16 protein-coding genes and 1 pseudogene are annotated in these 18,085 nt (G+C 71.7%); 11 read left to right on the top strand and 6 right to left on the bottom strand.

The window, feature by feature from the left end; genetic code table 11:
• Positions 1-13 precede the first annotated feature (13 nt).
• Both ABEB03_RS17735 and ABEB03_RS17730 read right to left on the bottom strand, forming a co-directional pair.
• Positions 14-172, bottom strand: coding sequence for a hypothetical protein (locus ABEB03_RS17735; RefSeq protein WP_158690554.1), 159 nt, complete (start codon positions 170-172; stop codon positions 14-16).
• A gap of 59 nt (positions 173-231) precedes the next feature.
• The gene (locus ABEB03_RS17730; RefSeq protein ID WP_345649368.1) at positions 232-1,587 is read right to left on the bottom strand and encodes a radical SAM/SPASM domain-containing protein; all 1,356 of its coding nucleotides are present in this window, start codon (positions 1,585-1,587) and stop codon (positions 232-234) included.
• A 562-nt stretch (positions 1,588-2,149) separates the two neighbouring features.
• On the opposite strand from ABEB03_RS17730, the gene ABEB03_RS17725 reads away from it, so the two are divergent.
• Entirely contained in the window at positions 2,150-2,590 is a 441-nt protein-coding gene (locus tag ABEB03_RS17725) for a DUF6278 family protein (RefSeq protein WP_345649365.1), read from the top strand.
• 60 nt (positions 2,591-2,650) lie between these two features.
• Here ABEB03_RS17725 and ABEB03_RS17720 read toward each other — a convergent pair whose 3' ends face one another.
• Positions 2,651-3,037 carry a hypothetical protein gene (locus tag ABEB03_RS17720; protein WP_345649362.1) on the bottom strand — a complete coding sequence of 129 codons (387 nt, stop codon included), beginning with the start codon at positions 3,035-3,037 and terminating at the stop codon, positions 2,651-2,653.
• A 77-nt stretch (positions 3,038-3,114) separates the two neighbouring features.
• On the opposite strand from ABEB03_RS17720, the gene sigJ reads away from it, so the two are divergent.
• The 3 genes and pseudogenes from sigJ (at position 3,115) to ABEB03_RS17705 (ending at position 5,055) form a co-directional block, all read left to right on the top strand.
• A complete protein-coding gene (gene sigJ, locus ABEB03_RS17715; protein ID WP_345649359.1) occupies positions 3,115-4,008 on the top strand; it encodes an RNA polymerase sigma factor SigJ in 894 nt (297 codons plus the stop codon).
• A 355-nt stretch (positions 4,009-4,363) separates the two neighbouring features.
• Positions 4,364-4,624 (top strand): annotated as a pseudogene (locus ABEB03_RS17710) (ATP-binding cassette domain-containing protein); the annotation flags it as partial.
• Between the two features lie 137 nt (positions 4,625-4,761).
• The gene (locus tag ABEB03_RS17705; RefSeq protein ID WP_345649356.1) at positions 4,762-5,055 is read left to right on the top strand and encodes a hypothetical protein; all 294 of its coding nucleotides are present in this window, start codon (positions 4,762-4,764) and stop codon (positions 5,053-5,055) included.
• A 48-nt stretch (positions 5,056-5,103) separates the two neighbouring features.
• Here ABEB03_RS17705 and ABEB03_RS17700 read toward each other — a convergent pair whose 3' ends face one another.
• A complete protein-coding gene (locus ABEB03_RS17700) occupies positions 5,104-6,672 on the bottom strand; it encodes an alpha/beta fold hydrolase (protein ID WP_345649353.1) in 1,569 nt (522 codons plus the stop codon).
• Positions 6,673-6,886: 214 nt separating this feature from the next.
• Positions 6,887-7,648 carry a hypothetical protein gene (locus ABEB03_RS17695; protein ID WP_345649350.1) on the bottom strand — a complete coding sequence of 254 codons (762 nt, stop codon included), beginning with the start codon at positions 7,646-7,648 and terminating at the stop codon, positions 6,887-6,889.
• 104 nt (positions 7,649-7,752) lie between these two features.
• On the opposite strand from ABEB03_RS17695, the gene ggt reads away from it, so the two are divergent.
• Positions 7,753-9,564, top strand: a complete 1,812-nt coding sequence (ggt, locus tag ABEB03_RS17690; protein WP_345649347.1) for a gamma-glutamyltransferase — start codon at positions 7,753-7,755, stop codon at positions 9,562-9,564.
• A 142-nt stretch (positions 9,565-9,706) separates the two neighbouring features.
• Here the strand turns inward: ggt and map are convergent, their stop codons facing one another.
• Positions 9,707-10,474, bottom strand: a complete 768-nt coding sequence (gene map / locus ABEB03_RS17685; RefSeq protein WP_345649344.1) for a type I methionyl aminopeptidase — start codon at positions 10,472-10,474, stop codon at positions 9,707-9,709.
• A gap of 32 nt (positions 10,475-10,506) precedes the next feature.
• Between map and ABEB03_RS17680 the strand changes: the two genes are divergently transcribed.
• The 6 genes from ABEB03_RS17680 to ABEB03_RS17655 all read left to right on the top strand — a co-directional run bounded on the left by ABEB03_RS17680 (position 10,507) and on the right by ABEB03_RS17655 (position 18,048).
• Positions 10,507-10,761 carry a helix-turn-helix domain-containing protein gene (locus ABEB03_RS17680; protein WP_095937543.1) on the top strand — a complete coding sequence of 85 codons (255 nt, stop codon included), beginning with the start codon at positions 10,507-10,509 and terminating at the stop codon, positions 10,759-10,761.
• Positions 10,762-10,908: 147 nt separating this feature from the next.
• A complete protein-coding gene (locus ABEB03_RS17675; protein ID WP_345649338.1) occupies positions 10,909-12,663 on the top strand; it encodes a hypothetical protein in 1,755 nt (584 codons plus the stop codon).
• A gap of 571 nt (positions 12,664-13,234) precedes the next feature.
• Positions 13,235-14,077, top strand: coding sequence for a nitrilase-related carbon-nitrogen hydrolase (locus ABEB03_RS17670; RefSeq protein WP_095937545.1), 843 nt, complete (start codon positions 13,235-13,237; stop codon positions 14,075-14,077).
• The gene (locus tag ABEB03_RS17665) at positions 14,074-15,357 is read left to right on the top strand and encodes an aspartate aminotransferase family protein (RefSeq protein WP_345649334.1); all 1,284 of its coding nucleotides are present in this window, start codon (positions 14,074-14,076) and stop codon (positions 15,355-15,357) included. The genes ABEB03_RS17670 and ABEB03_RS17665 overlap by 4 nt, the downstream gene beginning before the upstream one ends.
• 98 nt (positions 15,358-15,455) lie before the next feature.
• The gene (locus ABEB03_RS17660) at positions 15,456-17,081 is read left to right on the top strand and encodes a PucR family transcriptional regulator (RefSeq protein ID WP_345649331.1); all 1,626 of its coding nucleotides are present in this window, start codon (positions 15,456-15,458) and stop codon (positions 17,079-17,081) included.
• A gap of 124 nt (positions 17,082-17,205) precedes the next feature.
• Entirely contained in the window at positions 17,206-18,048 is an 843-nt protein-coding gene (locus tag ABEB03_RS17655; RefSeq protein WP_345649328.1) for a nitrilase-related carbon-nitrogen hydrolase, read from the top strand.
• Positions 18,049-18,085 lie beyond the last annotated feature (37 nt).

Here is an 18,085-nt window from a genome sequence, read left to right as displayed (position 1 = left end):
CAAAGGCGTGGGATCAGACCTCGACCTCGATGACGGTGGCCTCCGTGATGTTCGTGGCCTCCACCAGGGTCTCGGCGGGCGCGGTGGCCGAGGCGGCTCCGACGGCGCTCAGGGTCACGCCCTCCTGCCCCGGCTCCAGGTGGATGCGGATGACCTTCTTCTCTTCGGGCATGGCAGTCTTCCCTTCGGTGGAGGCGGCAGCGGTCGCGCCGCCGTGGGACAGGGGCCCGCTCACGTCGTCGGGAGCGGGAGTCGGGTGGGGCCGGACGGGTCGGCCGACGTCGACTGACGAGGCGTCAGGGTCAGGCGTACGTTGCGCTGTTTGCGGTCGCGCCAGTAGCGGCCCGAGCGCAGCGTGAACTCCTGGAGGTACTCGGTGGCGCCGCAGCCCTTCGGGTCGCCGGTGATGTTCCGGGCCAGCGGCGGGCAGCGGAACTGGCACCAGATGTCCTCCTGGGCCACCGGGCACGAGCCGCACACGGCGTGGTCGCTGAAGCGGATGTCGCGGAACTCGTCGAACCCGTGCCGCCAGATCTCGGCGAACGGCTTCTCGGTGGTGTTGCCGGCCCGGTAGAGCTGCCCCGACATGCAGTTGCTGCACGGGTACACGTCGCCGCGGCTGTTCACGTAGACGACCGAGCGGCCGCACTTCTCCTGGCCCACGGCGCGCTCCAGGCGCTGGCAGAACTGGATGGTGTCCACTCCGCGGATCTCGTCGGCGGCCCGCCGGCCCTCACCGGCGGGCGTCGCGACCGGTTCCTGGTCGGGTTCGGCGGAGTACCGGTCCATGCAGCGCTTGTAGACCTCGAAGACCTCGTCGACGTCCTCGGGGCGCAGCAGCATGTCGGGGTGGAGCAGCGCCCGGCCCACCGGGTGCGTCTCCAGCCACTGGGGCCGGGGGTACCCGCGCTCCGCGCACCAGTCGAAGATCTCCTCGGCGTCCTGGATGTTGTTGCGGTGGACGGAGATGGCCGTGCGGAACACGTGCCCGTGCTTGCGCATCATCTCGAAGGCGTGCTGGAGCTTGGGGAAGTCCATCTTGCCGCGGACGGTCCGCTCGGGGTCCGCGGTGTCGAAGCTGATGAAGAACGACTGGCCGGGCGGGATCCGGGCGAGCCGCTCCTCGGTGACCAGCAGGCCGTTGGTGAAGATCTGCGTGCTGAAGGGCTTGCTGCGGGCGTGCTGGATGATCTCGACCGCGTCCCGGTGGGAGAAGATCTCGCCGCCCGTCAGGAACACCTGGAGGACGCCCATCTCCGCGAACTCGTCGAGGAGTTGCTTGATGCGCGGGGTGGATATCTCGTCGGGGCGCTTGAACGCGGAGTCCGCGTAGCAGTGGCGGCAGCGCAGGTTGCAGAGGTTCGTCGTCTCCACGAAGGCGATGGCCGGGGCGGGCAGATGGAACCGGTCGAGCGTCACCAGCGGATCGGCCAGCGCGTGCGTCATCAACTCCGCGGCGCTCACGGCCTGTCCGGAGTTGTGGCGCTCGATCGGCTCCCGTGCGGACGCGGCGAGGAACTCGACATGCCCGTTCGGCAGCAGGGCGACGATCCCGCCCTCGTTCACCTGGAAGGGAATCTTCTGCACGGGCCCTGCCTCTCCTGGTCGTGGGGTGGCGGAACATGAAAGTCAACGTGTGTTGAACTCATGCTGTGTTGAACTCTACGAAGGATGAATACCTTTGGCAAGGGCGTGACGGACACGGTCGCCGGGGCCGGTCGCACTGGGGTGGAGTGAGGAGGTGCGGGGCGTTCGCGGCGGGCGGTGCGGTGCGGGCGGCGTGTACCTCTCGCGCCGGGCGGCGGCGGGCGGTGCGGGCGACGTGGACCCTTCGCGCCGGGCGGTGGCCGGCGGCACGAGGTGCGAGCGGCGTGCCCTGTTCGCGGCGGCGGCGGCAGCAGCGGCGACGTCGGCGAGCGGTGTGACGTGCTCGCGGCGGGCGTCGGCGAGTGGTGCGGGTGGCGTGACCCTTTCGCGGCGGCCCACGGTGCGGTGCCGGTGGCGTGCCATGCTCGCGGCGAGATGTGCGGGCCGGGCAGTGACGGCGCCGTGATTCAGATGATTCCGTGATCAACTGCCGCAAGATACATTCTTGGAAATACCGGAAACGCGGAGCTGTCGGAGATCGCACCCCACGGAGAGGCCGGTCATGAACATCCGCTTCTTGGACAGACTGCTCGGGCGCACCCCGCACGAGCACGGACAGAGCCTCGCCGCCGCCTTCGAGAACGACCCGGAGGGCGTGGCCGAACTGCTCTCGGAGTGCGAGCTGCTCCGCTCCCACGCCTCGGCCGCGGGGCTCGAACTCGACGACACCCCCGCTTCGTTGACCGCGCTCGATCAGCTCCTGCCGCGCTGGCGCGACGACCCCGAGGCGCTGCCGTGGCTGGGGAACGACGCGGGCCTGTATCTCGGCACCGTCGTGGTGCGCACCGTTCCCGGGGCCACGTGGCACGTCTGGTCGGGCGGCAGCCCGGTGGTGCGGCTCGCCTCCGGCCGCGAGATCCCCGTCGTCGAGGCCGGCCTCGACTGGGCCGTGCAGGGCGTCCCCGAACTGTCGCAGGTGTACGCCGAGGCCGCCGAGGCCTGAGCCGTTCCCGCCGGGCCGTCCGGTCGCAGCGCGGGCGGCATGATCCGGTCGGCGCCGTGATCAGGAAGGGGCGGCCTCGGACCGGTGGCGCGCCAGCGCCAGCACGCTCAGGCCGAACATCAGGATGCCGAGCGGGACATGGACCGCCGGGACGTGTGCGATGCCCAGCACCACCTGCGCCGAGGCGAGGGCGAGGAAGCCCGACGCGTTAAGGACGGGCCGGGGCGAACCTCCGCCCGGCTTCCACGCCAGGACCGCGGCGAGCACGTACAGCATCGACGCGCCGTACATCACCCGCGCACCGACGCTGTGCATCACCTGGCCGTAGTGCGCGGTCAGCAGCAGTCCGGCGCTGACGGCCTGGAGGAAGATGGTCGCGGTCTGCAGGGCGATCGCGACCTGGAGGAATGTGGTGCCGCGCGGGACTGCCGTCGTCCGGATGGCCATGATGCGGTCCTCTCTCCTGCCTCGTGGCAGTGGATCTTCTGTACGGTTGCGCCATTCCGACGACACAGGTGCGGAAAATGTCAGGGGGGACGGTCTTCGTGACCACAGAGCCGAGCGCGGTCCTCGGCGAACGGCGGCATCTGACCAACATCGCCTACCGGTTGCTCGGGTCGCTGGCCGAGGCCGAGGACGCCGTGCAGGAGACGTACGCCCGCTGGTACGCGCTGTCGTCGCGGCAGCAGGAGGCCATCGCCTCGCCCGGCGCCTGGCTGACGACGGTGGCGACCCGGGTCTGCCTGGACCTGCTCGGCTCGGCGCGGGTCAGGCGTGAGCGCTACGTCGGCGCGTGGGTGCCCGAGCCGCTGCCGGACCGCACGGAGTGGACCGACCGCGCGGTCGATCCCGCCGACCAGGTCACGCTCGACGAGTCGGTGCACATGGCCTTTCTCGTCGTCCTGGAGTCGATGACACCGGCCGAGCGCGTGGCGTTCGTGCTGCACGACGTGTTCCGGTACCCCTTCGCCGAGGTCGCCGAGATCCTCGACCGGTCGCCGGGGGCCTGCCGTGAGCTGGCGTCGTCGGCCCGGCGCCGGGTGCGTGCCGCGCACACCCCGGTCTCGGGACAGGCCGGTCTGGTGCGGGACTTCAAGCAGGCCTGGGAGGCCAGGGACATCGAGGCCCTGGTCGGGCTGCTCGCCCCCGACGCCACGATGACGGCCGACGGCGGCGGTGTGGTCGGCGCCGCGCTCCGCCCGGTCGAGGGCGGCGAGCGCATCGCCCGGTACCTGGCCCACTTCGCCGAGAAGGCTCCCGGCCTGACGCTCCTGGAGCGGACGGTCAACGGTCAGCCCGGCCTCGTGGCCCAGCACGCCGGGATCACGGTGACGGTGGCGGCCTTCTCCGGCTCCGGTGGCCGGGTGACCCACATCTGGGCGGTCCGCAACCCAGAGAAGCTCGGGGCGTGGACCTAGGGGTTTCGTTCGGACCCGAGCTGATCCGAACGAAGCGCCCTGGCCCCCGTGGGCGTCGACCGGCGACACGTCCAGGCCGACGATCGGATCGTCCGAGGGGGCGCTCAGAGGGACCGCCGTCCGAGGCGCACCGCATGACGGAAGGCTCCGCACCCCCGCTGACCGGGCGTGATCCGGAGGCCGTGCCCTCGCGGCGCCGGGGCGAGGCGGGGCGGCCCCGCTCACCCGGCGTCGTGATCCGACCGTTATGCAGCCTCAAATACGGTTAATGATCGCGAGTGCGTGTCGTCCCGTAAGTCCCCTTTTACGTCGATAGTTTGCGTGATCGACAGAGCTGAAAGCGGGCAGGTCCGGTATGGCTGTCGATCCGTTGATCGAGCTGCACGACGTGAACAAGTACCTCGGGGAGTCACATGTCCTGCAAGACATCAGCCTCACGGTCGGCACGGGGGAGGTGGTGGTGATCACGGGCCCGTCGGGTCCGGGCAGATCCACCCTGCACAGAACGATCAACCGTCTGGAGACCATCGCATCAGGGACGATCGAGCTCGACGGCCGGCCGCTCCCCGACGGGGGCGAGGCCCTGGCCCGGCTCCGCGCCGAGGCCGGCCTGGTCTCTCGGCGTCGTGTTCGTGCTCGACGGCCGCACCGTCGAGGAGCGCACCCCCGAGGAGTTCTTCATCGACCCGCGCAGTGACCGCGCCAAGGACTTCATTTCCGAGATGCTCAATCACTGAACGGGGAGTGCCGCACATGTCCGTACCACACGTGTGCGCCCATGAGGTCCGGCCGCTGCCGGCCGGCAGGGCGCTCGTCCGCACCGGAAAGCCGCTCGCGCGGAACGTCGACTACGATGTGCCGTTCGTCCTCGTGCCGGTGGCGCCCCCGCCGTCGCGCACCGGGACGTGCATGCCGCACCACTGGTTCGCCCTCGGGGCGGCCCGGCGGGAGCGGCACGGTCCCAAGACCGAGGCCGTGCACGGGGCACCGGCCGAACCAGGGACGCTGCTGCCGGGTGGGGGTCCCCCCACGGCCCCGAGACCGTAGGGGGAGCAGCAGCTCACAGGGCCAGGCCCGGCCGGCGGCAGCCGGAGATCACTGCTCGCGCAGGGGCACCGTCACATACGACGGGTCGTGCGCCGGCGAGGAGAAGGTCAGCTGCGCGCCGGACGGGTTGTGCTCGATGTAGAGCGGGTCGACCGTGTCGACGACCAGGGCGAGGCGATGCCCTGCCGGAACGTCGTAGGCCGTGGAGTACAACTCCAGGTCCACGCCGAACGGCTTGCCGGGCGTCTGCCCGTGGAAGGTGTACGGCGCGTTGCTGACCAGCTTGCCGAGGCCGAGCGGGCCCACGTCGTACAGGTACGCGACGAGGGTGCCGCTCTCCTTGGTCGCGGTGACCGTGGTGTGCAACCTGGCGGTGCCGCGCACCTGTTGCGCGCTCGCGTACCTCTCCGACTGCCAGACCGCCGCCCACCACCGCGGCAGCAGCGGGATCGAGGCCGTCGGAGGCAACTGGGCGAGCTGGTCCAGGATGCTGGACAGGAACACGATCCCGCCGTCGGCGCCCGAGTCCACGTTCGCGTGGATGGTGGTCGTGCCCGGCAGCGCGAGTTTCTTCGACGCCTTTCCGACCGACTTCCAGTCGGGGTAGCCCTCGTAGCCGCCCGCGGAGCGCGACTTGAGCTGGACCGGCTGCTCACGGTCGATGCCGTTGTCCGCGCCCTTGAGATAGTGGTCGAACCAGCGTCCGGTGTCCGTCCACACGTCGTTGGGGAGTCCGAACAGCCCGGTAGCCTCGGCCGTGGCGTGGTCGCCGGGCCGGAACTCCAGCCGCTTGGGGCCGGTCAACTCCTCGTAGAACTTGGCGTACTGATTGGGCGGGAAGATCGTGTCGCCCCAGGCGTTGGCGAGCATGATCGCCGCGCCGTTCGCGTTGAGCCGGTCGACGTAGGTCTCCGGGGAGCGCTTCTTGCCCCAGGCGATGAGGCTCTGTTCCTTGGAGAGGTCGGAGGAGAAGAAGTCCTTGAAGGTCTGCTGGAGTTCGGCGCTCGGCCGGCCCGTGAGCGCGCCGGCGCCGTCCAGCAGCGCGGCGGCCTGCGCGTGCTGGGTGCGGCCCGAGTAGATCGAGTCGATGAGGTCGGCCCAGCCGCTGAGGGCGGCCACCGCCTTGATCCGCTCGTCGTGCGCCGCGGCCAGCAGGCTGATGCCCGCGCCGTAGGACACGCCCGCCATGCCGACCTTCCGCGCGTCGGACGGGGTGTTCGCGAGCGCCCAGTCGATCACCTTGGAGGCGTCCGCGACGTCGGGCGGCCCCGCGACTTCTATCTCGCCGCCCGACTGCCAGAAGCCGCGGACGTTGTAACTGACCACCACATAGCCGGAGTTCGCGAGCTTCTGGGCCTGGACGAGGTACTCGGCCTGGGGCAGGCCCCAGCTCGTCGGCAGCACGATGAGCGGATAGCTGCGGGTGCCGTCGGCGCCCGCGGGGGTGACGACGTTGGCCTTGAGGACCGTGCCCCCGTCTCCGGAGATGTCGACGAAGCGGATACCGGGCGTGCCGGTGGCCGAGGCGGCGGGTGCCAGGCCGAGACCGGCGGCGAGCAGCGTCGCCGAGACGGCACCGGCGGCGGACGTGCGCAGGGCGTTGCGACCGTGTCCCACGGGTCACTCCTCACTCGTGTCAGCGCAAAGTGACCCGACGGTAACCTCGCCCCCTTACTGGAGGTAACCCACCGGTAAGTTACGTGGGAGTAACGATTGTTGAACTGTGCATTCAGTGAGTGCCGAGTGGGCCGAAGTGTGCGCTCCGGGTGCTGGACGCCGGGCACGAGATGTGCCGCCGGGGAGCCCGGCGGCGCGTGTGGGACCGCCCCGGCTACGAGGCGGCCCGGTGCGAGCTCCGCGGCGGGGCGGGCGTGGGCAGCGGACTCTGGGCGGCCCGGGTGACGTCCGCGACGACCTCGACGACATCGGGGCCGTACGCCTGGGAGTTGACGACCTTCAGCAGCAGGACGAAGGAGCCGTTGTTGTGCTTGCGCGCGAGGCGCTCGTGATTGCGGGCGAGGTAACGGGTCGCCGCCTGATTGGTGATCGCGCGCTGGCCGCAGAAGAGGAAGACCGGTCTCGTCGCACGGTCCTGGCCCGCGACCAGCCGGGCGAGGATCACGTACTCGCTCTTGCCCGACTCCAGGCGGTAGCGCTCGCTGCCGATCTGGAAGGCTCCGCGGTCCGGACCCGGCTCGGGGTCGACGTTGACGCGGATGCCCGGGAGAAGTGAGTGCAGATGCGCGGCCATCCGGCGGTTGGACGACGGCCCGCCCACGCAGAACTCGGTGCGCTCGCCGAAGCCCTGCTGCGCCGTGTCGTGCGCGATGACCTGGGCATGCGCACCGCAGTCCTTGATCAGCGCGGACAGTTCGAGCAGCGCGAACACGTCGTGGCGCATTACCGTGAGTTCAGGCCCGCCTGCCTCACGGTTGACCACGAGGAGCGACTCGGAGTTGTCCGGCAGTCCGAAGAACGCCTGCTTGCGGCGCAGCTTGCGCTTCCACAGGTAGGTACGGGTGAGCCAGCCGAGCGCGGCACTGAGGCCGGCGGCGACCACGCCGAGGACGATGTTGCGCACGTCGTCATTCATGGGCGCGCATGCTAGCGGGAATGCGGAACGGTGTTCGAGGGGGTCCTGACGGGGAGGGTGCGCTGAAGTTACGCTGCGCGGACGGCTGATGACTGGAGGTACGGATGAGTCGCTCTGTTGCGCGGAATCTGGCGGTCCTGGCGGTTTCGGCCGCGGTGGTCTCGGTCGGTGCGGCGGCGCCGCCCTCCGCCGGGGCGAAGGGCGCACCCGTCACGCCGGACAAGGTGCCCGTCGCGGTCGGGTACGGCGGCGCGGTGGCGAGCGTCGACGCGGACGCCTCCGCGGCAGGGATCGAGGTCCTGAAGAAGGGCGGCAACGCCGTGGACGCGGCGGTCGCCACCGCGGCGGCCCTCGGTGTCACCGAGCCCTATTCGTCCGGCATCGGCGGAGGCGGCTACTTCGTCTACTACGACGCCAAGTCCCGCACGGTGCACACGATCGACGGCCGCGAGACGGCGCCGTCGACCGCCGACTCGAACCTCTTCGTGGAGAACGGCAAGCCCCTCGCCTTCGCGGACGCCGTCACCAGCGGGCTGAGCGTGGGCACACCGGGCACGCCCGCCACCTGGCAGACCGCGCTGGACAGTTGGGGCAGCAAGCGGCTGACGAGCGTGCTCGCTCCGGCCGAGCGCATCGCCCGCGACGGCTTCACCGTCGACGCGACCTTCCGTTCGCAGACCGAGTCCAACCAGGCCCGCTTCAAGAACTTCCCGGACACCGCGCGGCTGTTCCTCCCCGGCGGTTCCCTGCCCGTCGTCGGATCCACCTTCAAGAACCCCGATCTGGCGCGTACTTACGAAGAGCTGGGCAGGAAGGGCGTCGACGCCGTCTACGGCGGCAGGCTCGGCCGGGAGATCGTCGACACCGTGAACAAACCGCCGGTCGACCCGGCCTCCGGCTACAACGCGCGGCCCGGCAGGCTCGCCCTCAAGGACCTGGAGGCCTACGAGGCGAAGCGGCAGGCGCCGACGAAGGTCTCGTACCGCGGTCTGAAGGTGTACTCGATCGCCCCGTCCTCCTCGGGGGGCACCACGGTCGGGGAGGCGCTCAACATCCTGGAGCGGTCCGACCTCTCGAAGGCCAGTGACGTGCAGTACCTGCACCGCTACATAGAGGCGAGCCGCATCGCCTTCGCCGACCGAGGCCGCTGGGTGGGCGACCCCGCCTTCGAGGACGTGCCCACGCGCGGACTGCTGTCCCAGAAGTACGCGGACTCGCGCGCGTGCCTGATCAAGGACGACGCCGTACTGGCCAGCCCGCTGGCGCCCGGTGACCCGGACCACCCGGCGGCCTGCTCCGCCGCCGGGAAGGCCGCCCCGACGACGTACGAGGGGGAGAACACCACGCACCTGACGGTCGCCGACAAGTGGGGCAACGTCGTCTCCTACACGCTGACCATCGAGCAGACGGGCGGCAGCGGCATCACGGTCCCGCACCGCGGCTTCATCCTCAACAACGAGCTGACGGACTTCTCCTTCACTCCGGCGAACCCGGCGGTGCACGACCCCAACCTGCCGGGCCCCGGCAAGCGTCCGCGCTCGTCGATCTCGCCGACCATCGTCCTGGACAAGCACGACCGGCCCGTCGTGGCGCTCGGATCGCCCGGCGGCGCGACCATCATCACCACGGTCCTGCAGACCCTGACCGAGTTCGTGGACCGCGGGATGCCGCTGGTGGACGCGATCGCCGCGCCGCGGGCCAGCCAGCGCAACGCCGCTCAGACGGAACTCGAACCGGGCCTGTACGACACTGCGACCAGTGCCCGGCTGGCCGCCATCGGGCATTCCTTCAAGCTGAACCCCGAGATCGGCGCGGCGACGGGCGTCCAGCGCCTGCCGAACGGCCAGTGGCTGGCCGCGGCGGAGAAGGTGCGCCGCGGTGGAGGCTCGGCGATGGTGGTGCGCCCGGCGTCGTAGCCACGGGCGCGGTACGGCGGGCGTGCGGCGACGGGGCCGGCAGGGCCGGCCCCGCGTCGTCCGCGCCCGGTCCCCGGCGCGCTGTGCGCGCCTGCTCGGTGCGGTCCGGGGGCGCGGCGTCGCCGGACCCCCGGCGGGCCGGTCAGCGGGCCGTCAGAATGCGCGGCCCTGCGTCCGTGATGGCCACCGTGTGCTCGGTGTGGGCCGCTCGGGAGCCGTCGTTCGTGCGCAGGGTCCAGCCGTCGGGGGCCGCGTGGTAGCCGTCGGTGCCGCCGCCGATGAGCATGGGCTCGATGGCGAGGACCATGCCGTGCCGCAGCGGGAGCCCCCGCCCGGGGCGGCCCTCGTTCGGGACCGGCGGGTCCTCGTGCATCCGGCGGCCCACGCCGTGGCCGCCGAACCCGTCCGGGATGCCGTACCCGGCCGCTCGGCAGACCGTGCCGACGGCGTGCGCGATGTCCCCGATGCGGTTGCCGACGACCGCGGCCTCGATGCCCGCGGCGAGCGCCCGCTCGGCGGTCTCCACCAGGCGCACGTCGGCGGCCCGGGCCGTGCCGACCACGAAACTGATCGCCGAGTCGCCCACCCAGCCGTTCAGTTCGGCGCCGAAGTCGATGGAGACCAGATCGCCGTCGCGCAGCCGGTAGTGGTCCGGCACGCCGTGCACGATCGCGTCGTTGACCGAGGCGCAGATGACCGCGGGGAACGGCGTGGGGGCGAAGGAGGGGCGGTACCCGAGGAAGGGCGAGCTCGCGCCCGCGTCCCGCAGGACCTGGTGCGCCACCTCGTCCAGCTCCAGGAGCGAGACGCCGACCGCCGCGGCCTCCCGCACCGCTGTCAGTGCACGGCCCACGACCTGGCCCGCCTCGTACATCTCGTCCATCGACGTGTCCGTCTTCAGTTCCACCATGCCAATTACTATACCGGTATTAGAATGGCGGCATGGTGCGTACCCCCTTGACCCCCGAAGAGCGCGAACGCGGCGAGCAGCTCGGGCAGTTGCTGCGCGAGGCGCGCGGCGCCCGCAGCATGGCGGCGGTCGCGGCCGTCGCCGGGATCTCCGCCGAGACCCTGCGCAAGATCGAGACCGGACGCGCGCCCACCCCCGCCTTCTTCACGGTGGCGGCGCTGGCTCAGGCGCTCGGACTGTCCATGGACGACCTCGTCGCGCGGTGCGCGCCCGCCGTGGCGGCGTGACGCGCGGACCGCGCCGGGCCGCACACCTCCGTGCGCCCCGTGCGGGAGCCCTCTGCGTCCCGTCCGCAAACTCCCCGTAGCCGTCCCGTAACACGACTCGTGTTGTCTACCGGACCGAAGTGGTCCGTTCGGGCAGGGAGTCGTGTGATGGCCGTAGGACAACTCCCGGTGCAGATACGGGATTTCGCCGAGTACCTGACCGGGCTGATGGCACGGCTCGACCAGGGCGGCGGCTGGTGCGGGGTCTTCTGGCAGCGAGATCCCGACGGCATGCGGGCCTGCCTGGACGGCTGGGAGGTCCCGCCCTGGGACGTCGTGGCGGCGCTCCTCCAGGACCTCGCCGCCGAGTTCGGCGACCGTGCGGCCGACGAGGAGGGCGAGCGGGCCCGCGCCCTGCACGGCGCCTCGCTCGCCGCGTACGACGCCCGGCCGGGCGGCCGCGACGCCCTCAGCGACCGGCTCGACGTCATGCTCCGTGAACAGCGCTACGCGGCGGAACGCCAGGCCGAACTGAACCGGCAGCTCCCGTCGGCCGGCTCCGTGGAGGAGGCCGAGTCGATCCGCCTCGACCTCGCCTGGGCCCACGACGACCATGAACGCGCCTCGGCCCGCTGCGCGGAGCTCCGACGCCGCATGGTCGACCTCGACCGCCGCGCCCTGCGCCCCCACGCACAGGGCGCGCTCGATTTCCCGCCCAGGGCGAGCGGCGACGCGCTGCCGGCACGCGCACCGGACGGCCGGCCCACGGCGACGGATGACGTCCGGTGGGACGCTGGTGCTGGTGCTGGTGCTGGTGCTGGTGCTGGTGCTGGTGCGGGCGCGCGGGGTACGGTGCGCCGCCCGCAGACAGCCGCACACAACGCCGCGCAGACGACCGGATACGGCGGCGGCCCGCAGGGAGATGAACACAGTGCCCCGCTGGCAACCCGGTACGGCGGCCCGCAGGCGCAGGCATGGAGCGGCCCGCCCGCGGCCGCGCACGACCCGCAGGCCCCACTCGGTGCCAGTGCCAGTGCCAGTGCCCGGCACGGCAGCCCGCACGCGTCCGCGGAGCCCCTGGCGAGCCCCCAGGAGCCTTCCGGGGCCTCGCGCGGCCCGAGGCCCGCGGTCGAGCCCGCAGAAACGTCCGGAAGCCCTCGCCCCATGGCGGAGACGACGGCGCCCGTCCCCAAGCAGCGGTCGAAACGCCGCCCCCGGGGCAGCGCCCGCTTCGCCGGGATGATGGAGCAGGACGACGCCCCCGAAGCCGTACCCCAGGCCGTGCAGGCGCTGCCCGCCCCGCCCGCACCGAGCCCCCGGCGTACGCCCCGCGGTGCCCGCTTCGCGGGGGCTGCCGAGGAACCCGAACAGCCACGCACGGCCCCGGTGGACACAGACGCCTTGCGGGCCACCTCCGAGACCGTGGCGCTGCTGACCCGGCTGCGCGGCGAGGGACGGAGCGGCGAGGCGCACGCCCTGCTCGTCGAGGCCGCGTACTGGCCCGCCGCCCGCTTCCCGCTGCTCGCGGCCGAACTGAACCGCGCGGGCCTCGACGCGGACTGGGCGACGCTGCTGTGGGAGGCGGCCTCGCTGCCCGCCGACCGGCTGGTCGCCGCCGCCGACGCGCTCACCGCCGCGGGCCGGAGCGCCGACGGCCGCCAGATGCTGCGCCAGGGCGTCGCGCGGCCGGCGCCGGAGATCGGGGCCGCCGTGCTCGGCCTGGCGCAGGACGGCCGCGACCGGGAGATCCGCGCGCTGCTCGGCGCGTACGTCCGCGTACGCACCCCGGAGGAGGCGGCCCGGAGCGCGGAGGCGGACCCGCAGCGGCTGGTCCCGCTGCTCCTGGAGGCGGCGCGGGAGGTGTCGGACGAGCGTCACTGGGACCTGGTCCACGCCCTCAGAGTGGCGGGCCACACGGCCTGACCCGCGTGAGAGGGTCACGCCACCGAGGCCCCGCCCGCGGTAGGGGGACGCACCCGGTTCCTTCGCCCCCTCCGCCCCTACCCGTCCAAGCCCCAGGGGCTCCGCCCCCGGACCCCCGATCGGCCTGAACGGCCTCGTCCTCAAACGCCGGACGGGCTGAACAGTGCCCCCCCGGCCCCAGAGGTGTGCGGGAACCCGCGATGAACGCACCCGCAGCCGCTATCTCACGGAAGGGGCCGTGCCGGTGAATCACATGCCCGTTGCGGACGGCGCCACGCACCCACCGAGGTCCTACCAGTACCGCCCCGCACGAGGGCTGCAACGGGCGGATCACCGGCACGGACCCGACCCACCCACCGGCAGGCGCCCGACCGCCACCGCAGCCTCCGAGCAGGTGCTCCCGACGGGGCGTCCGTGCCGTCACTCACCCGCTGGGGTAAGAAACGTGATCGACTCAGCGGGTTAACGACGATGGTCTTGGCAAGGCTCTCCCCGGGGCTTACTTTCGACCCTCTACAGCCTTTGTCTACGGGCGTAGAGGCTCTCTGACGTCCCGTCGAAGGAGCAGCTCATGGCCAACGTCGTACGTGCCGCCCTGGTCCAGGCCACCTGGACCGGCGACACCGCATCCATGGTCGCCAAGCACGAGGAACACGCCCGCGAGGCGGCCCGTCAGGGCGCCAAGGTCATCGGATTCCAGGAAGTCTTCAACGCCCCGTACTTCTGCCAGGTCCAGGAGCCCGAGCACTACCGCTGGGCGGAGCCCGTGCCGGACGGCCCGACCGTCACCCGCATGAAGGAGCTCGCCCGCGAGACCGGCATGGTCGTCGTCGTGCCCGTGTTCGAGGTCGAACAGTCCGGCTTCTATTTCAACACCGCGGCCGTGATCGACGCCGACGGCACCTACCTCGGCAAGTACCGCAAGCACCACATCCCCCAGGTGAAGGGCTTCTGGGAGAAGTACTACTTCAAACCGGGGAACCTGGGCTGGCCCGTCTTCGACACCGCGGTGGGCAGGATCGGCGTCTACATCTGCTACGACCGGCACTTCCCGGAGGGCTGGCGGCAGCTCGGCCTGAACGGCGCCCAGCTCGTCTACAACCCCTCCGCCACCTCCCGCGGTCTCTCCGCCTACCTCTGGCAGCTGGAACAGCCCGCGGCGGCCGTCGCCAACGAGTACTTCATCGCGGCGATCAACCGCGTCGGGCAGGAGGAGTACGGGGACAACGACTTCTACGGGACGTCGTACTTCGTCGACCCGCGCGGACAGTTCGTGGGGGACCCCGCGAGCGACAAGACCGAGGAACTCGTCGTCCGCGACCTCGACTTCGACCTGATCGAGGAAGTACGTCAGCAATGGGCGTTCTACCGGGACCGCCGTCCCGACGCGTACGAAGGGCTGGTGCAGCCGTGACGGACCTGTACGCGCGGCACAAGGCGGTGTTGCCGGACTGGCTCGCCCTCTACTACGAGGACCCGATCGAGATCACCCACGGCGAGGGCCGGTACGTCTGGGACGCCCAGGGCAACAAGTACCTGGACTTCTTCGGCGGCATCCTCACCACGATGACCGCGCACGCCCTGCCCGAGGTCACCAAGGCCGTCAGCGAACAGGCCGGCCGGATCATCCACACCTCGACCCTGTATCTCAACCGGCCGATGGTCGAACTCGCCGAGCGGATCGCTCAGCTGTCCGGCATCCCGGACGCCCGGGTCTTCTTCACCACCTCGGGCACCGAGGCCAACGACACCGCCCTGCTGCTCGCCACCGCCCACCGGCAGAGCAACCAGATCCTGGCGATGCGCAACAGCTACCACGGCCGCTCCTTCAGCGCCGTCGGCATCACCGGCAACAAGAGCTGGTCACCGACCTCGCTCTCGCCCCTCCAGACGCTCTACGTCCACGGCGGCGTGCGCACCCGCGGCCCCTACGCGGGGCTCGGGGACGCCGAGTTCATCGCGGCATGCGTCGACGACCTGGAGGACCTGCTCGGCCATGTCCGCCCGCCCGCGGCCCTGATCGCCGAACCCATCCAGGGCGTCGGCGGCTTCACCACGCCGCCGGACGGCCTGTACGCGGCCTTCCGTGAGGTCCTCGACCGGCACGGCGTCCTGTGGATCGCGGACGAGGTGCAGACCGGATGGGGCCGCACCGGCGACCACTTCTGGGGCTGGCAGGCGCACGCCGACGCAGGCCCCCCGGACATGCTCACCTTCGCCAAGGGCATCGGCAACGGCATGTCCATCGGCGGGGTCGTCGCCCGGGCCGAGATCATGAACAGTCTCGACTCCAACTCCATCTCCACCTTCGGCGGCTCGCCGGTCACGATGGCGGCGGGGCTCGCGAACCTCGGCTACCTCCTCGAACACGACCTCCAGGGCAACGCCCGGCGCGTCGGCGGTCTGCTCATCGAGCGGCTCCGCGCGATCGCCGCGCAGCTCGACGGCGTACGCGAGGTCCGCGGACGCGGGCTGATGATCGGCGTCGAACTGGTCAAGGCGGGCAGCGACGAGGCGAACCCGGAAGCGGCCGCGGCCGTCCTCGAAGCGGCGCGCGAGGAGGGCCTGCTGATCGGCAAGGGCGGCGGCCACAACACCAGCGTGCTGCGCATCGCGCCGCCGCTGTCCCTCACCGTCGCGGAGGCGGAGGAGGGCGCGGCGATCCTGGAGCGCGCCCTGCGGCGCGCCCAGTAGCAGCACGGCGAAGGAGAGCCGAGCACGGCCCGGCCTCCCCGGCACGGGCGACGGCGCCCCGGAGCGAACCGAGCCAAGGACATGAGGGGAACGTCGCCATGACCACCGCCTTGGAACCCGCCCTGTCGGTGCGCCAGGTCCTCACCCTGGACCGGGTGCTCGCCGGAGAGCCCGAGGTGGTGGCCGGGGCGGGCCACCTCGACCGGCCGGTGCGCTGGGTGCACGTCGCCGAGGCCGCCGACGTGGGCGTCATGCTCAGCGGTGGCGAAATGGTGCTCACCACGGGCGTGTTGCTCGCCGGCGACCCGGACGCGCAGGCCGAGTACATCCGTTCGCTGCACCGCGCGGAGGCCGCCGCCGTCGTCCTCGGACTCGGCCGCGCCTTTCCCGCACCGCCCGACGTGATGCGCCGGGCCGCCGAGCGGTGCGGGCTGCCCATGGTGGTGCTGCACCGGCCGTTCCCCTTCGCCGAGTTGACGGAGGAGGTGCAGTCCCGCCTGGTGCGCAGCAAGTTCGCGGCCGTCAGCCTCTCCGAGGCCGTGCGCACGGCGCTCACCGGGCTCGTCACCGCGGGCGCCCCGCTGCAACGGATGCTCGACGAGATCGCCGGGCACGCCGCCTGCCCCGTCGTCGTCACCAATCTCGCACACCGGGTGCTCGCCACGGCGGGCGAGCGGTCCGCGGTGGACGACGTGCTGCGGGACTGGGAGCGCATCGCGCGGCAGGCGGGCGGCAGCGAGGGCGACGGGTGGATCCGCGCAGAGCTGGGCGGGCGCGGAGAGCGCTGGGGCCGCATCGTGCTGTGCGGGTACCGCGGCGACGACGCGACCGGGAGGCTGCTCGCCGACCGCGCCGCCGAGGCGCTGGTCCTGCACCGGATGCTCGGCGGCTCCGTGCACACCTGGGAGGAGGAGTCGGCGCAGGGTCTGCTGACCGACCTGGTGAGCGGCGTCGTACCGGTCCGGCAACTGCTGCCCAGGGCGCGGGCGGCCGGACTGCCCGTCAACCGGCGGACGTTCGTCCCACTGGTCGTGCCGGACGGCGACCCGGCACAACTCGACCGCGTCCTCAGGCTGGTGGGCCTTCCCGGGCTCGTCGCCGAACTCGCGGACGGGGCCACGGCCGTCCTGCTCAGCCTCGCCCGCGACCAGGACGCGGAGGCGCTGGCCGCGCACTTCGCCACCCGGCTGCGCCACGAGACCGGCACCGCTACGACCGTGGCCGCCGCCTCCCCGCGCATCGCCTGGGACGACGTACCGGGCGGCCTGCGCGAGGCCCTGCACGTCGCCGAGGCCGCCGCCGACGCCCCCGCCGACGAGGACCGTCCGGTCCTTGTGCGACTGCGGGACGTCCATCTGCGCGGCCTGGTCCGGCTGTTGCGCGACGATCCGCACGTCCAGTCCTTCGCCGAGCGGGAGCTCGACGGGCTGCTGTGCGGGGCCGAAGCGGAGCAGGAGCTGCTGCCGGTGCTGCGGACGTACCTCGCGACCGGCCGCAACAAGTCGCGCACCGCTCAGCTCCACCACGTCAGCAGGCCCGCCCTGTACCGCCGGCTGGAGGCCATACAGACGCGTCTGGGCGTCGACCTGGACGACTTCGAGCAGGCCGCGTCCGTGCACATCGCACTGCTCGCGCACGACGCGCAACAACACCGGGAGCACGCCCCGCGCCACCGGTGGGAGCACGACGGGCAACGACACGGAAACACCGGACGACTCAGGTGAAACATGGGACGACGCAAGGGTGACACGGTGGAACGGCCGGGCGTCTCAGACGTGACACGGTGCAACTCAAAGCCGCCGTCCGGGCTTCCTAGGCTCCTCGCACACCGAGCGACCGGAGGTCCCGATGAGCAGAGTGATCCGCGCCGCCGTCTTCCAGACCGCATGGACCGGCGACAAGGAATCGATGATCCAGGTCCACGAGCAGGCGGCCCGCGACGCGGCCGCGCAGGGCGCCCAGGTCCTGTGCTTCCAGGAGCTGTTCTACGGGCCGTACTTCTGCCAGGTCCAGGACAAGGCGTTCTACGCGTACGCCGAGCAGATCCCCGAGGGCCCCATCGTGCGCCGCTTCCAGGCGCTGGCGAAGGAGCTGGGCCTCGTCCTCGTCCTGCCGATGTACGAGGAGGAGCAGCCCGGCGTCCTGTACAACACCGCGGCCGTGATCGACGCCGACGGTTCGTACCTCGGCAAGTACCGCAAGACGCACATCCCCCAGGTCCCGGGGTTCTGGGAGAAGTTCTACTTCCGGCCCGGCAACTCCGGCTGGCCCGTCTTCGACACGGCGGTCGGCAGGATCGGGGTCTACATCTGCTACGACCGGCACTTCCCCGAGGGCTGGCGCGCGCTGGGCCTCGCCGGTGCCGAGATCGTCTTCAACCCGTCGGCGACCTCCCGCGGCCTGTCCGGCTATCTGTGGCAGCTGGAGCAGCCGGCGGCGGCCGCCGCCAACGAGTACTTCATCGGCGCGATCAACCGGGTCGGCGTCGAGGAGCACGGCGACAACGACTTCTACGGGACCTCGTACTTCGTGGACCCGGAAGCCCAGTTCGTCGGCGAGGTGGCAGGCGACAAGGAGACGGAACTCGTCGTCCGCGACCTGGACCTCGCCAAGCTCCGAGAGGTCCGCGACCGCTGGCAGTTCTACCGCGACCGCGCCCCGGGCACGTACGGGCCGCTGACCGCCCCGTAGGCACGCCGCGTCCCGCGGGCCCGGCGCACGGGGGGCG

The sequence above is a fragment of the Streptomyces siamensis genome, assembly GCF_039543605.1.
Taxonomy (GTDB): domain Bacteria; phylum Actinomycetota; class Actinomycetes; order Streptomycetales; family Streptomycetaceae; genus Streptomyces; species Streptomyces siamensis.
Note: the sequence above shows the minus strand (reverse complement) of the source record. Positions and strands in the feature narration are given on the sequence as shown.

Excerpts from the sequence above, each read along its gene's own strand:
- ABEB03_RS17735 (WP_158690554.1), bottom strand. The coding sequence starts at position 172 with ATGCCCGAAGAGAAGAAGGTCATCCGCATCCACCTGGAGCCGGGGCAG.
- ABEB03_RS17655 (WP_345649328.1), top strand. The coding sequence starts at position 17,206 with ATGAGCAGAGTGATCCGCGCCGCCGTCTTCCAGACCGCATGGACCGGC.
- ABEB03_RS17675 (WP_345649338.1), top strand. The coding sequence starts at position 10,909 with ATGGCCGTAGGACAACTCCCGGTGCAGATACGGGATTTCGCCGAGTAC.
- ABEB03_RS17670 (WP_095937545.1), top strand. The coding sequence starts at position 13,235 with ATGGCCAACGTCGTACGTGCCGCCCTGGTCCAGGCCACCTGGACCGGC.
- ggt (WP_345649347.1), top strand. The coding sequence starts at position 7,753 with ATGAGTCGCTCTGTTGCGCGGAATCTGGCGGTCCTGGCGGTTTCGGCC.
- sigJ (WP_345649359.1), top strand. The coding sequence starts at position 3,115 with ATGTCAGGGGGGACGGTCTTCGTGACCACAGAGCCGAGCGCGGTCCTC.
- ABEB03_RS17720 (WP_345649362.1), bottom strand. The coding sequence starts at position 3,037 with ATGGCCATCCGGACGACGGCAGTCCCGCGCGGCACCACATTCCTCCAG.
- ABEB03_RS17725 (WP_345649365.1), top strand. The coding sequence starts at position 2,150 with ATGAACATCCGCTTCTTGGACAGACTGCTCGGGCGCACCCCGCACGAG.
- ABEB03_RS17695 (WP_345649350.1), bottom strand. The coding sequence starts at position 7,648 with ATGAATGACGACGTGCGCAACATCGTCCTCGGCGTGGTCGCCGCCGGC.
- map (WP_345649344.1), bottom strand. The coding sequence starts at position 10,474 with ATGGTGGAACTGAAGACGGACACGTCGATGGACGAGATGTACGAGGCG.
- ABEB03_RS17680 (WP_095937543.1), top strand. The coding sequence starts at position 10,507 with ATGGTGCGTACCCCCTTGACCCCCGAAGAGCGCGAACGCGGCGAGCAG.
- ABEB03_RS17660 (WP_345649331.1), top strand. The coding sequence starts at position 15,456 with ATGACCACCGCCTTGGAACCCGCCCTGTCGGTGCGCCAGGTCCTCACC.
- ABEB03_RS17705 (WP_345649356.1), top strand. The coding sequence starts at position 4,762 with ATGTCCGTACCACACGTGTGCGCCCATGAGGTCCGGCCGCTGCCGGCC.